Origin of the sequence: Stenotrophomonas capsici (genome assembly GCF_034961085.1) — a bacterium.
Taxonomy (GTDB): domain Bacteria; phylum Pseudomonadota; class Gammaproteobacteria; order Xanthomonadales; family Xanthomonadaceae; genus Stenotrophomonas; species Stenotrophomonas capsici.
Map to the genome: position 1 here is coordinate 1 of NZ_JAYFUH010000253.1, position 13,040 is coordinate 13,040.

11 protein-coding genes and 1 rRNA gene are annotated in these 13,040 nt (G+C 67.6%); 5 read left to right on the forward strand and 7 right to left on the reverse strand.

The annotated features are described in order from the left end of the window. The 5 genes from kdpB to pyrE all read right to left on the reverse strand — a co-directional run. Window positions 1-1,817 (reverse strand): potassium-transporting ATPase subunit KdpB (kdpB, locus tag VA603_RS18110; protein WP_323439664.1); only part of this gene is annotated, 1,817 nt, incomplete at its 3' end. Between the two features lie 5 nt (window positions 1,818-1,822). Beyond that, window positions 1,823-3,535 carry a potassium-transporting ATPase subunit KdpA gene (kdpA, locus tag VA603_RS18115; protein WP_132862617.1) on the reverse strand — a complete coding sequence of 571 codons (1,713 nt, stop codon included), beginning with the start codon at window positions 3,533-3,535 and terminating at the stop codon, window positions 1,823-1,825. 10 nt (window positions 3,536-3,545) lie between these two features. Continuing rightward, window positions 3,546-3,638: a potassium-transporting ATPase subunit F gene (locus VA603_RS18120; RefSeq protein ID WP_057635969.1), complete on the reverse strand. Its 93-nt coding sequence runs from the start codon at window positions 3,636-3,638 to the stop codon at window positions 3,546-3,548. Between the two features lie 332 nt (window positions 3,639-3,970). Then, window positions 3,971-4,675, reverse strand: coding sequence for a hypothetical protein (locus VA603_RS18125; protein ID WP_132862618.1), 705 nt, complete (start codon window positions 4,673-4,675; stop codon window positions 3,971-3,973). 15 nt (window positions 4,676-4,690) lie between these two features. Then, on the reverse strand, window positions 4,691-5,350 hold the full coding sequence (pyrE, locus tag VA603_RS18130; protein ID WP_192288215.1) for an orotate phosphoribosyltransferase: 660 nt from the start codon (window positions 5,348-5,350) through the stop codon (window positions 4,691-4,693). 112 nt (window positions 5,351-5,462) lie between these two features. Between pyrE and VA603_RS18135 the strand changes: the two genes are divergently transcribed. From VA603_RS18135 to VA603_RS18145, 3 genes are all read left to right on the forward strand, one after another. Then, window positions 5,463-6,263, forward strand: coding sequence for an exodeoxyribonuclease III (locus tag VA603_RS18135; protein WP_192288213.1), 801 nt, complete (start codon window positions 5,463-5,465; stop codon window positions 6,261-6,263). After that, the gene (locus VA603_RS18140; RefSeq protein ID WP_132862621.1) at window positions 6,260-7,789 is read left to right on the forward strand and encodes an AmpG family muropeptide MFS transporter; all 1,530 of its coding nucleotides are present in this window, start codon (window positions 6,260-6,262) and stop codon (window positions 7,787-7,789) included. Before VA603_RS18135 ends, VA603_RS18140 begins: the two co-directional genes overlap by 4 nt. 85 nt (window positions 7,790-7,874) lie before the next feature. Then, complete coding sequence (locus tag VA603_RS18145) at window positions 7,875-8,102, forward strand: hypothetical protein (protein WP_323439665.1); 228 nt, start codon at window positions 7,875-7,877, stop codon at window positions 8,100-8,102. A gap of 70 nt (window positions 8,103-8,172) precedes the next feature. On the opposite strand, the gene VA603_RS18150 is transcribed toward VA603_RS18145, so the two are convergent. Beyond that, a complete protein-coding gene (locus VA603_RS18150; protein ID WP_132862623.1) occupies window positions 8,173-9,297 on the reverse strand; it encodes an anhydro-N-acetylmuramic acid kinase in 1,125 nt (374 codons plus the stop codon). A gap of 73 nt (window positions 9,298-9,370) precedes the next feature. Further along, window positions 9,371-10,822, reverse strand: a complete 1,452-nt coding sequence (locus VA603_RS18155) for a peptidoglycan DD-metalloendopeptidase family protein (protein WP_132862624.1) — start codon at window positions 10,820-10,822, stop codon at window positions 9,371-9,373. Window positions 10,823-10,989: 167 nt separating this feature from the next. Here VA603_RS18155 and tyrS point away from each other — a divergent pair, with 167 nt between their 5' ends. Next, a complete protein-coding gene (tyrS, locus tag VA603_RS18160) occupies window positions 10,990-12,201 on the forward strand; it encodes a tyrosine--tRNA ligase (RefSeq protein ID WP_323439666.1) in 1,212 nt (403 codons plus the stop codon). A 676-nt stretch (window positions 12,202-12,877) separates the two neighbouring features. Next, window positions 12,878-13,040 (forward strand): 16S ribosomal RNA (locus VA603_RS18165); the annotation flags it as partial.

Consider the following 13,040-nt stretch of genomic DNA (forward strand, 5'->3'; position numbering starts at 1 on the left):
TCCAGCGCGTGCATCGAGGGAATGGCGGCCACGAACAGCGCCGGCAGGATCGCGAAGTACTTGGACACGTCGTTGGCCAGCGAGAAGGTGGTCAGCGCGCCGCGCGTGATCAGCTGCTGCTTGCCCACTTCCACCACCGCCAGCAGCTTGGCCGGGTCCGAGTCCAGGTCGACCATGTTGCCGGCCTCCTTGGCCGCCTGCGTACCGGAGTTCATCGCCAGGCCGATGTCGGCCTGCGCCAATGCCGGCGCATCGTTGGTGCCGTCGCCGACCATCGCCACCAGCCGGCCGCCGGCCTGCTCGCTGCGGATGCGCGCCAGCTTGTCCTCGGGCCGGGCCTGGGCGATGTAGTCGTCCACGCCGGCCTCGGCGGCGATGGCCGCGGCGGTCAGCGGGTTGTCGCCGGTGATCATCACCGTGCGGATGCCCATCGCGCGCAGCTGCGCGAACTTCTCGCGCATGCCGTGCTTGACCACGTCGGCCAGTTCCACCACGCCCAGTACGTGCCGGCCTTCGCTGACCACCAGCGGCGTGGCGCCGCCGCGCGCGACCTGGTCCACGCGCGCCTGCAGCTCGTTGGGCACGTTGCCGCCCAACGCGAGGACATGCGCGGTGATCGCGTCAGCCGCGCCCTTGCGGATGCTGCGGCCGCCGGCCAGGTCCACGCCGGACATGCGGGTCTGCGCGGAGAAGGCCAGGTAGTCGGCCGTCTCCGGTTCAGCGGTGGCGCAGCCCTGCTCGCGCGCCAACCGCACGATGGACTTGCCTTCCGGGGTCGGGTCGGCCAGCGAGGACAGCAGCGCCGCCTCGCGCAGCTGGTCGCCGTTGATGCCGGCCAGCGCGTGGAAGGCCGATGCCTGGCGGTCGCCGTAGGTGATGGTGCCGGTCTTGTCGAGCAGCAGCACGTCCACGTCGCCGGCCACCTCCACCGCCTTGCCGGACTTGGCCAGCACGTTGGCCTGCAACGCGCGGTTCATGCCGGCGATGCCGATGGCCGGCAGCAGGCCGCCGATGGTGGTCGGGATCAGGCACACCAGCAATGCGATCAGCAGCAGCGGGTCCAGCGTCACGCCAACGAAACCGGCGATGGCCGGCAACGTCGCCACCACCACCAGGAAGGTCAGCGACATCGCCGCCAGCAGCAGCGTCAGGGCGATCTCGTTGGGCGTCTTCTGGCGGTTGGCGCCTTCCACCAGCGCGATCATGCGGTCCAGGAAGCTGTGGCCGGGCTCGGCGGTGACGCGCACCACGATCTCGTCGGACAGCACCTTGGTGCCACCGATCACGCCGGAACGGTCGGTGTTGGCCTCGCGCAGCACCGGGGCCGATTCGCCGGTGACGGCGGCCTCGTTGATGGTGGCCAGGCCGCGCACGATCTCGCCATCGGCCGGCACGAACTCGCCGGCGCTGATGATCACCAGGTCACCCGGGCGCAGTTCGGCGGCAGCGACCTTGTCCTCGCCTGCACCGGCCAGCGCGGTGGCCAGGCGGCGCGCGACCAGGTCCTGGCGTGCGCGCCGCAGCGACGCGGCCTGGCCCCGGCCACGCGCCTCGGCGACGGCTTCGGCGAAATTGCCGAACAGCACCGTCACCAGCAGGATCGCGGTGACGGCCAGGCCAAAGCCCAGCGGTGCATTGCCGCTGAGGGTGAGCAGCAAGGCCAGCAGCGTGCCGGCCATGACGATGGCCATCACCGGGTTGTGCAGCAGGTGAGCCGGGGCGAGCTTGCGCACCGACTCCAGCAGCGCCCGCCGCCAGCCGGCGGCATCGAGCAGGGCGGGGCGGCGTATGCCGGCATGTGGAACAGAAGCATTCATGGGGATCAGGCTCCCTGCAGTGCCAGGCTCAGGTGGTCGGCCACCGGGCCGAGGACCAATGCCGGCATGAACTGCAGCACGGTGAGGATGACGATCACGCAGACCAGGGTCAGCGCGAAGGTCGGGGTTTCGATCTGCAGGCTGCCCGCGCTCTGCGGGGCCTGCCGCTTGGCCGCCAGTTGGCAGGCGATGACCAGCGGGATGATCAGCACGGGGAAACGGCCCAGGGCCAGCACCAGCGCGCAGCTCAGGTTCCACCACAGGGTGTTGTCGGCCAGCCCCTCAAACCCCGAGCCGTTGTTGGCATAGGCGGAGGTGAACTCATAGAACACCTGGCTGATGCCGTGGAAGCCGGGGTTGGAGGTGCCGGCCAGGCCGGGCAGGGCCAGCGTCAGTGCGGTCAGGCCGAGCAGGGTGATCGGCTGCAACAGCACAAGCACCGCCAGCAGTCGCACCTGCGGGGTTTCCAGCTTGCGGCCGAACAGTTCCGGCGTACGCCCGGTCATCAGCCCGGCCAGGAACACCGCCATCAGGATGTAGACCAGGAACTGCTGCAACCCGCAGCCAATGCCGCCCCAGATCGCGCTGACCAGCATGTTGACCAGCGATACCAGGCCGGTCAGGGGGCTCATCGAGTCCTGCATGCCGTTGACCGAGCCGTTCTGCACCTGGGTGGTGAGCGTGGCCCACAGCGCGGTGCCATCCGCGCCGAAGCGGGTTTCCTTGCCCTCCATCAGCAGTGCGCTGGCGGCGGTGGCGCTGTGGCCCTCGGACCACAGGCTGGCGAAGGTGGACAGCAGCGACATGCCGAGCATGCAGCCGAACACCAGTGCCGCGAACTTCCAGCGCCCGGTGAAACGGCCGATCATGAAGATGATCGCGATCGGGATCAGCACAATGCCGACCAGTTCCAGTGCATTGGACAGCGGCGTCGGGTTCTCCAGCGGCACGCTGCTGTTGGGGCCGTACCAGCCGCCCCCGTTGGCACCCAACTGCTTGGCCGCCACCATCGCGGCCACCGGGCCCAGCGGGATCTTCTGCGTCGCCATGCCGGCGCTGGCATCGATCGGCGTGGCTTGCGGGCCCGCGGCCAGGGTGGACGGCACGCCCTGCCAGGTCAGCAGCAGCGCCCACAGCAGGCACAGCGGCAACAGGAAGCGCAGGCACAGGCGCACCACGTCGGCGTAGTAATTGCCGACGGTGACGCGTACCGGCGTGTGGGTGTCGGCGGTGGTGGCCGCCGGCGCCTTGGCGAACAACGCACGCAGCGTGGCCACCGCCAGCGCCAGGCCCATCATCGGCGTGATCACCTGCAGGCCGGTGATGCCGGTCATCTGCGACAGGTAGGACAGCTGTGCCTGGCCGCTGTAGTGCTGCTGGTTGGTGTTGGTCAGGAACGACACCATCGTGTGCAGCGCTGTGTCCCAGCGCAGGTTGGGGATGTTGTCCGGGTTGAACGGCAGCCAGGCCTGGGTCATGAACACCGCCTGGGTCAGCACGGCCAGCACCAGGTTGCTGATCAGGAAGGCGAGCACGTAGCCACGCCAGGACATGGAATGGGCCGGGTCCACGCCGAGCACGCGGTACAGCGGCTTCTCGATCCAGTGGAACAGGATGTCGATGCGCATGGGCGTACCGCGCATCAGCCGCGCCAGGTACAGCCCCAACGGCCAGGCCAGCGCGATGCCGGCCAACAGGATGACAAGGGTTTCGGTCATGGCGCGGTCCTCAGAACGACTCGGGTCGCAGGACCGCGTACAGCAGGTAGGCGGCGGCGATCAGCACCACCACGCCGCACAACAGGGAAAGCCAGCCGGGCATGGAACACCTCGGTAGGGGCACCGGATGGCCGATGCCCGTTGATGGAAGGGCAGGGCACCGGTCTTGGATACGCCGATCACCCCGTTCAAGGCCGGCATCGTCCTCCCGCAGGGCGTAAACGTTCGACGCCGACGGACAGGGATTGGCGTAAATACCGCATAAAAAGTGGGGGGAAGACGCCGCATGGTCCGGCACGGCGCGCGATGCGGTCACCGCGCCCCACGGTCCGGCCGGGTGCGATGCACCCCATCGAGGGGAGCGGGTGCCTTCGGCCGGGCAAAAGAAAAGCGGCCCGAAGGCCGCTTGGGTTCACATGACTCAGGACGCGTCGGTCATCCCTGCGCCGGTGCCGGGGCGGCGGCCGGTGCCGGCGGCGCGTCGGCCGGCGCGGTGATGCCCTTGAGCTCACGGTAGCGGGCCAGGGTCTGGGCGATCTCCACGTCCAGCGCCCTGCGCTGGGCCTCGAAGGCCCCCTGCAGGCGCAGCTGGGCCAGCAGTTCGCCATGGCGCTGGCGGATGTCCTGGGCCTGCTTGTCGGCCACCTTCTGCCCGGCCAGTTCCTTGTTGCCGGCCGATGCCAGCTGCGCCGCCAGCGCTTCGCGCAGGCTGGTCACGTTGTAGGCCGCGGTCTTGATGTTGTTGTCGACGATGGCGACGCGCTCGTTGAACACGCGGCGCAACGCATCCTCGCTGCCATAGGTGGACAGCATCGCCTGCTCGGTGCGCTTGCGCGTTTCCACCGCGGCGGCGTCCACCTCCGCCTGGGCCCGCGCCAGTGCCGCGTCGGCGCGTTCCTCCGCGGTGAGCGCACGCTGGACCTCGGCACTGCGGGTGCCGCTGCGTGCGTTGAATTCCTCGCGCGCGCTGTTGACCGCCTCGCTCGGCAGCGTGTCCGAGCAGATGCGCTCACCGCCCTGGTTCCAGCAATACAGCTTCTTGCCGGCGTCGGCCGGCTTGTTCTGCGCGGACACCGGCAGCGCCAGCGCTGCCAGCAGCGCCAGTGCGGTGGTACCTGTCCGGGAAGGAATCAGCGTCATGGCAGCCCCCTGCGATCAGCCTGTCGGATTGCTCCCGTAGCGGGCACGGTAGGCCAGCAACGGTTCGCGATAGCCGACAAGTTCCGGGTTCCCGGAGGCGAATGCAAGCAGGTCGGCCAGGTTGGCCACCGCGATCACCGGAATGCCGGTTTCAGCGGCCACGGCCTGGGCGGCCGAGCGGCGGTCTTCTTCCGAGGCGATCTCCTGGCGGTCCAGGGCCACCACGATGCCGGCCGGGATGCCGTTGGCCTCGCGGATGATGGCCAGCGCCTCGCGGATGGCGGTGCCGGCGGTGATCACGTCATCGACGATCAGGATGCGGCGGCCGGCCATGTCGGCGCCGATCAGGCTGCCGCCCTCGCCGTGGTCCTTGGCCTCCTTGCGGTTGAAGGTCAGCGGCAGGTCGCGGCCGCGGTGGGAGAACTCGCAGGCGATGGCGGTGGCCAGCGGGATACCCTTGTAGGCCGGCCCGAACAACTGGTCGTAGGCCACCCCGGACGCCTCGATGGCATCGGCATAGCAGTTGCCCAGCTGGGCCAGGGCCAGTCCGGTGTCGAAACGGCCGGCGTTGAAGAAGTACGGGCTGGAGCGGCCGGACTTGAGGGTGAACTGGCCAAAACGCAGGGCGTCGGCGTTCAGCGCCAGCTGCAGGAAGCGGGAACGGTGGTCACTCATGAAAATCCACTTTCTAGTCGTCGTTTGAAGGGCACTAGGTTAATGCATGGCTACGGCGAATGCTGTTCCCGGCGGTATGCTGTGCCCATTCCCGGCCCATCAGTGGTTTTTCATGCGTATCACCAGCTTCAACGCCAACGGCATCCGCTCGGCCACCACCAAGGGCTTCAGCGAGTGGTTCCTGGGGCAGCAGTCCGACGTGCTCTGCATCCAAGAGACCAAGGCGCAGGAGTCGCAGCTGACCGACGCGCTGTTCCGCCCGGACGGCCACCACTGCTTCTACCGCGACGCCATCACCAAGAAGGGCTACAGCGGCGTGGCGATCTGGAGCCGGCGCGAACCGGACGAGGTGCGCACCGGGCTGGGCTGGGCGCCGTTCGACGACGAGGGCCGCTACATCGAGGCCCGCTTCGGCAACCTGAGCGTGGTGTCCTTCTACATCCCCTCCGGTTCCTCCGGCGAGCTGCGCCAGGGCTTCAAGTTCGAGGTCATGGAGTGGCTGCGCCCGGTGCTGGACCAGTGGCTGGCCAGCGGCCGGGACTACGTGCTGTGCGGGGACTGGAACATCGTGCGCAGCGCGCTGGACATCAAGAACTGGAAGTCCAACCAGAAGAACTCCGGCTGCCTGCCCGAGGAGCGCGACTGGCTGAACGGCCTGTGCGCCGACCTGCCCGAGCACGCCGACCCGGCCACCGGCCGCGGCTGGGTGGACGCCTACCGCGCGCTGAACCCCACCGGCGAGGACTACACCTGGTGGAGCAACCGCGGCGCGGCCCGGGCCAACAATGTCGGTTGGCGCATCGACTACCAGTTCGTCACCCCGGGGCTGCGTGATCGCCTGCGCGGCTGCTCGATCTACACCGGTCAGCGATTCTCCGACCACGCCCCGTTCAGCGTGGACTACGACCTGTGACCGAAGCGCTGGTGGAGGCCCCGCATCGCGGCCTGCCGCGGCTGCGCCGCCTGTTCGTGATCCTGCTGCTGGGCTTCGCCTCCGGCCTGCCGCTGGCGCTGACCGGCGGCGCCATGCAGGCGTGGCTTACGGTGGAAGGCCTGGACCTGGTCACCCTGGGCTTCCTGTCCCTGATCGGCATCCCGTACACGTTCAAGTTCCTGTGGGCGCCGCTGATCGACCGCTTCGACCTGCCGTTGCTCGGCCGCCGGCGCGGCTGGATCGTGCTGATGCTGTTCGCCCTGGCCGCGGCGCTGCTGGTGATGAGTTCACTCTCGCCCTCGCGCAACCTGGGCCTGTTCGCTTCCGTGGCGGTGGTGGTGGCCTGCCTGTCGGCCACCCTGGACGTGGTGATCGATGCCTACCGCACCGACCTGCTGCAGCCGGCCGAACGCGGCCTGGGCGGCTCGCTGACCGTCCTTGGCTATCGACTGGCCATGGTCCTGTCCGGTGGCATCACCCTGATCTGGGCTGAGCAGTGGCAGAGCTGGCCGCAGGTGTACCGGGTCATGGCGAGCCTGGCGGCCGTGGTCGGCGTGCTGGCGCTGGTGCTGATGCCGCCGCTGCCGGCACGCTTCAAGGCACCGGTCTCCAAGGCCAGCAGTGAAGTGTGGGGGTTCCTGGCGCTGGTGCTTGGCGTGGCGGCGGGGGCCTGGCTGGCACACCAGCTGCTGGTGCTGGTCGGGCTGGACCCGGACAGCAGCGACCGCTGGGTGCGGCTGGTGTTCGTCATCACCCAGATCGCCGCGGCGATGGTGCTGGGCCTGGGGGTCACCCGCTGGGTGCGCTTCGAAACCCTCAACGCCTCGCTGCGCAGCTATTTCGGCATGCGCGGTGCCGGCGCCTTCCTCGCGCTGGTGGTGCTGTACAAGGTCGGCGACGCCTTCGCGCTGAGCCTGTCCACGCCGTTCCTGCTCAAGGGCATGCACTTCAGCCAAGCCGAGGTGGGGCTGGCCAACAAGACCATCGGCCTGCTGATGACCATCGTCGGCGCCATCGTCGGCGGCTTCTTCCTGTTGCGCCTGCGCCTGTCCACGGCGGTGATCGCCTTCGGGGTGCTGCAGCTGGTCTCCAACCTGGGGTTCTACCTGCTGGCCCGCGAGGGCGCCGGCGCCTGGGGTACGGTGGAAGTGCCCGCCTTCAACCTGCTGATCGTGCACCTGGACACGCCCACGCCGATGGACGGCCTGCTGCTGTTCGCGCTGAGCCTGGACAACTTCGCCGGCGGCATGGGCACGGCGGCGTTCGTGGCGCTGCTCAGTGGCCTGTGCGGCACCCGCTTCTCGGCGACCCATTACGCGCTGTTGTCGGCCTTCGCCACGCTGGGGCGGGTGTTCGTCGGGCCGTTCGCCGGTGTCCTGGCCGATGCCTATGGCTGGCAGGTGTTCTTCCTGGTCTCGGTGGTGGTCGGCATGCCGGGCCTGCTGATGGCTTGGTGGCTGCGCCGCGAAGTGGATGCCACCACCCGGGTTGTCGAGGCCGGCTGAACCGCCGGCCGGTTCGTATTGAATCCCCCGGCCGCCTCGCTGATGATGCCGCCGGGGGATCCACCGGACCGTTGACGTGGTGGACATGGCCGAAGTGACCTTGCGGGATATCGACCCGCTGTTGTTTGAGCGCATCCGCCGCCTGGCGGTGGCGCGCGGCTGGACCCATGAGCAGACCTGCCTGATCCTGCTCGAACAGGGGCTGTTCTCCAGCGAGCACGAAGTCCGCAGCGGCTTCGAGAACCGCGAAGTCGACGTCCTCACCGAAGCCATCAAGGCCCTGCACGAACTGCCCGCCGGCGCCGGCCTGTAGCCCACGGGCTGGCCAGCAGCGCTTTCCCCGCGCATTGGCGTGGATGCAATCCCCGCCCAGTCAAGCCGCCTCAGGCCGGATGGATCGCGCCCAGGATCCGCGGCCCACGGGCCCCGCTGACGCTGGGCAGGTTGCCCGGCAACCCCGCCAGCGTCTGCTGCGCCAGCCACGCAAAGCCCATCGCTTCCATGTAATCCGGGTCCAGCCCCTGTTCGGCGCTGGAGCCGATCACCACCCCAGGCAGGCGTGCCTGCAACCGGCGCAGCAACTGCGGGTTGCGCACACCGCCGCCGCAGACCAGCAGGCGCCGCACCTGCGGCAGGTGGGCCAGCAACGCGTCCGCCACGGTGGCCGCGGTCAGTTCCAGCAAGGTGGCCTGCACGTCGGCCGGTGCCAGTGGCCGGCCGTCGAAGCGCGCCTCCACCCAGGCCAGGTGGAACTGTTCGCGGCCGGTGCTTTTCGGCGGTGGCAGGGCAAACCACGGTTCGGCCAGCAGGCGCGCCAGCAGGCCTTCATCGACCTGGCCGCTGGCCGCGAACGCGCCATCGGCATCGAAGGCCTGTCCCAGATGCCGTTGGCACCAACCATCGAGCAGCGCGTTGGCCGGTCCGGTGTCGAAGCCCCGCAGGCTGCCGTCGCGGGCGATCAGGCTCAGGTTGCCGATGCCCCCCAGGTTCAGCACGGCACGGTCCTCGTCGGTGCTGCCCAGCATGGCCAGGTGGAAGGCCGGCATCAGCGGCGCGCCATGGCCACCGGCGGCCACGTCGCGGCGGCGGAAGTCGGCCACGGTGGTGATGCCGGTCAACTCCGCGATGCGGTTGGCATCGCCGATCTGCCAGGTGAACCCCGGCGCGGCCAGTGGCCGGTGGCGGATGGTCTGCCCATGCGAGCCGATCGCGCGCACCTGTCTGGCGTCCACGCCGGCACTGGCCAGCAACCGGTTGGCGGCCGCGGCGAACGCGATTCCCACCTGTGCATCCAGTTGCCCCAGCGTATCCAGCGAGGCCGGCTCATGGCCCTGGCCCAACGCGATCAGTGCCGCCCGCGTGTCCGCCTCCCAGTCATGGGTATGGCCTTGCACGAAATGGCACCCGCCTTCGGTCGGGAACTGCACCAACGCGGCATCGATGCCATCGGCACTGGTGCCGGACATCAGGCCAAGGAACAACGGCAGGCGGGGATCAATGGCGGTCATGGCAGAAGCCGGATGAAAACGGGCAGGGAAGCTTCAAGCCCCCTGCCCGTGGCGTCAACGCGCGGCGGTTGGATCAGCCGCGCTTGCCGGTCGGTGCCGCCGCGCTGGCGGTCTGCGTCGGCGCCGGCGTGGCGCTGCCGGCATCGGCGTAGATGGCTTCCTCCATGCCGCGGATCCGCGCCATGGCCGGCGCGGTCTGCGCACGGAACGCCGCCAGTTCAGCGCCCTTGAGGGGTTCCGGCGGCGGCATCGTCACCGACAGCGGGTTGCGGTGCTGGCCATTGACGCGGAATTCGTAGTGCAGGTGCGGGCCGGTGGCCAGGCCGGTCGAGCCGACGTAGCCGATCACCGCGCCCTGCGGCACGCGCGCCCCGGTGCGGTAGCTGCCCAGGCGCGACATGTGGCCGTACAGCGTGGTGTAGCCGCGCCCGTGGTCCAGGATCACCACGTTGCCATAACCGCGCTGGGTGCCGGCGAACTGCACGCGGGCATCACCGGCGGCCATGATCGGGGTGCCGGTGCGCGCGGCATAGTCCACGCCCTTGTGCATGCGCATGGTGCCCAGCACCGGGTGCCGGCGCGCGCCGAAGTTGGAGCTCAACCGCGCGAACGGGATCGGCATGCGGATGAAGCTCTTCTTCAACGGCCGCCCGTTGATGTCGTAGTACTCGAACTTGCCGCCGCGCTCGAAGCGGAAGCCGGTGTAGGTCTTGCCCCCGGTGTTGAACGTGGCCGCCAGGATCTTGCTGGTGTCGATGCGCTCGCCTTCGCGCCAGGTCTCGTCCATCACCACGCTGAAGCGGTCGCCCGGCTGCAGGTCCTTGGAGAAGTCGATGTCGTACTTGAAGATCTCGTCGGTCATCGTGGCGATGGCCGAGGGCGAGAGCCCGGCGCGGCGCGCGGAGGCGTACAGCGAACTGGTGATCTCGCCGCTGGCGACCACCGTCCGGGTGCTCGTCGCCCGCTCGGTCACCTTCTCGCTGATCTGGTCATCGCGCAGGGAGAGTTCGACGCGGTGGCTGGCATCACGGTCAAACCGGAGGGTGCGCAGGCTGCCGTTCACCGGCAGGTCGAACGCCAGCTCGGTGCCGGGCTTGAGCCGGGTCAGCACCTCGCGGGTGCCGGGGTGTTCCAGCACGCGGTGCATCACCGTGGCCGGCACGCCGGCCGCTTCGAACAGGTCGCTCAGGGTCTGGCCACGCTGCACGCGTAGGATCTGCCAGCTGTCCCCGGGCGTTTCGCCCTGGCGTGCAAGCGCCAGCGGCGGCAAGGGCAGCGCCAACGAGGCATGCGAGGCGGGCAGGGGGTTGTCGATGGAATTGGAGAACCCCGGCACGATCGTCGCGGCGAGCGCGCCGATGGTCACGAACAGGCTGGCGTGGATCCAATGGCGCCGTGTCCAGCGTTCGTTGAACGCGGCGGGAAGATGATCCTTGAGCCTCCGATGCAGGGCCGTGTCGTGCAGGACGTTGCGTCGTTCCTGGATGCGCTGCTTGCGCGCATCGCCATGATCGGATTGTGCCATCGGTGGTTTCTCTGACCGGCCCGGAGCGCGGGCTCAAACGGGGGTAACATAGACACCTATCAATACCGCGTCAAACCATTGAGCCATATGGCTTTTCGATCTGCCGGCGTGGTTAACTTGCACTTAACACCATTCATGTTTTTAACGGCGAAGCCGGGAGTTTTAGCGTGTCCCCCATTGATGAAGCCCTTGCCCTGATCGGCCGCGGAGCCGATGAAATCCTCAAATTGGATGAATTGCGCCAGCGCCTGGAGAGTGGTCGCCCGTTGCGCGTGAAGGCTGGCTTCGATCCCACCGCCCCGGACCTGCACCTGGGCCACACCGTGCTGCTCAACAAGCTGCGCCAGTTCCAGGATCTCGGCCACCAGGTCATTTTCCTGATCGGCGACTTCACCGGCATGATCGGCGACCCCTCCGGCAAGAGCCTGACCCGCAAGCCGCTCAGCAAGGAAGACGTGCTCGCCAACGCCCGCACCTATGAGGAGCAGGTGTTCAAGGTGCTGGACCGCGACAAGACCGAAGTCCGCTTCAACTCGGAGTGGTTCGGCAAGATGGGCGCGGCGGACATGATCCGCCTGGCCGGCCAGCACACCGTGGCGCGCATGCTCGAGCGCGACGACTTCGCCAAGCGCTATGCCGCCCAGCAATCCATCGCCATCCATGAATTCCTCTACCCGCTGGTGCAGGGTTACGACTCGGTGGCACTGGAAGCGGACGTTGAACTCGGCGGCACCGACCAGAAGTTCAACCTGCTGATGGGCCGTGGCCTGCAGGAGCACTACGGCCAGAAGCCGCAGATCGTGCTGACCATGCCGCTGTTGGAGGGCCTGGATGGCGTCAACAAGATGTCCAAGTCGCTGGGCAACTACATCGGCATCAGCGAGCCGGCCATCGACATCGTCACCAAGACCATGAAGGTGGACGACGCCTTGATGTGGCGCTGGATCGACCTGCTCAGCTTCGACATCTCCATTGCCGAAGCCCAGCAGCTGCGTGCCGACGTTGAAGCCGGCACGATCAATCCGCGCGAGATCAAGCTGCGTCTGGCGCGCGAACTGACTACCCGTTTTCATGATGCCGCCGCCGCCGAGCAGGCCATTGCCGGTTGGAACGCGGCGGTGACCGGGCAGGGCGACATCACCCAGCTGCCGCTGCAGGAAGTCACCGTGCCGGCCGAAGGCCTGCGTATCGGCGCCTTGCTGACCGCTGCGGGCCTGACCCCCAGCAACTCCGAAGCCTCGCGCAAGCTCAAGGAACGTGCGGTCAAGGTGGATGGCGAAGTGATCGAAGACGCACAGACCGTCCTGCAGCCGGGCTTCGAAGGCCTGCTGCAGGTGGGCAAGCGCACCTTCGCCCGCGTCCTGCTGGTCGCCGGCTGAGCCCGAACCCAGCACGCCAGGGATCTTCGGGCTCGTGATCTCCCGGCTCGCGGCAGAAAGACCCCTCTCCCGCAAGCGGGAGAGGGGTTGGGGTGAGGGGAGGGTCGTAGCGCTCCTTATATATGCAGGGGGAGCGGGCACTGCCTCACCGCCTTGGGCGGCCTCAAAACAGGCCGCCCAAACAAAAGTAAGAAAAAGCCCCCACACCCCCTTCACAAAGCCGCAAAAGAAGCACATACTTTCCCTCCCCCGACGCAGGGGCCTCGCAAGAGGCGCAGCGCAGGGAAAGTTCGAAGTCACCGCCTCGCAAAAAGGTGTTGACGGAAACGAAAAGCCTGCTAAAGTAGGCGGCTCGCTTCAACGAGATGCCTTCGGGCGCCGGAGAAGCAGTTGAGTCAACTTCCTCGAAACGAGGTGTTGACGAAACGGAAAAGCCGGCTATAATGGGCGGCTCGCTACGACGGAAACGTCGCAGCCTACGAAGACGGCGCTGAGGCCTGATTCGAAGTTCTTTGAAAGTATGCGCAGGTATCTTGTGAGGACGCCTGCAGGAATGGATGACTGTCCATCTTGCAGACGTTTAATCAAGCAATGATTCAATTGTTTTAATGCAAGCGAAACGTTGCCAGTGGTTGAATTTCTGCAGCTAAAGTTATTGTCTTCGGACATGTAGTTTTAAGTGAAGAGTTTGATCCTGGCTCAGAGTGAACGCTGGCGGTAGGCCTAACACATGCAAGTCGAACGGCAGCACAGGAGAGCTTGCTCTCTGGGTGGCGAGTGGCGGACGGGTGAGGAATGCATCGGAATCTACTCTTTCGTGGGGGATAACGTAGGGAAAC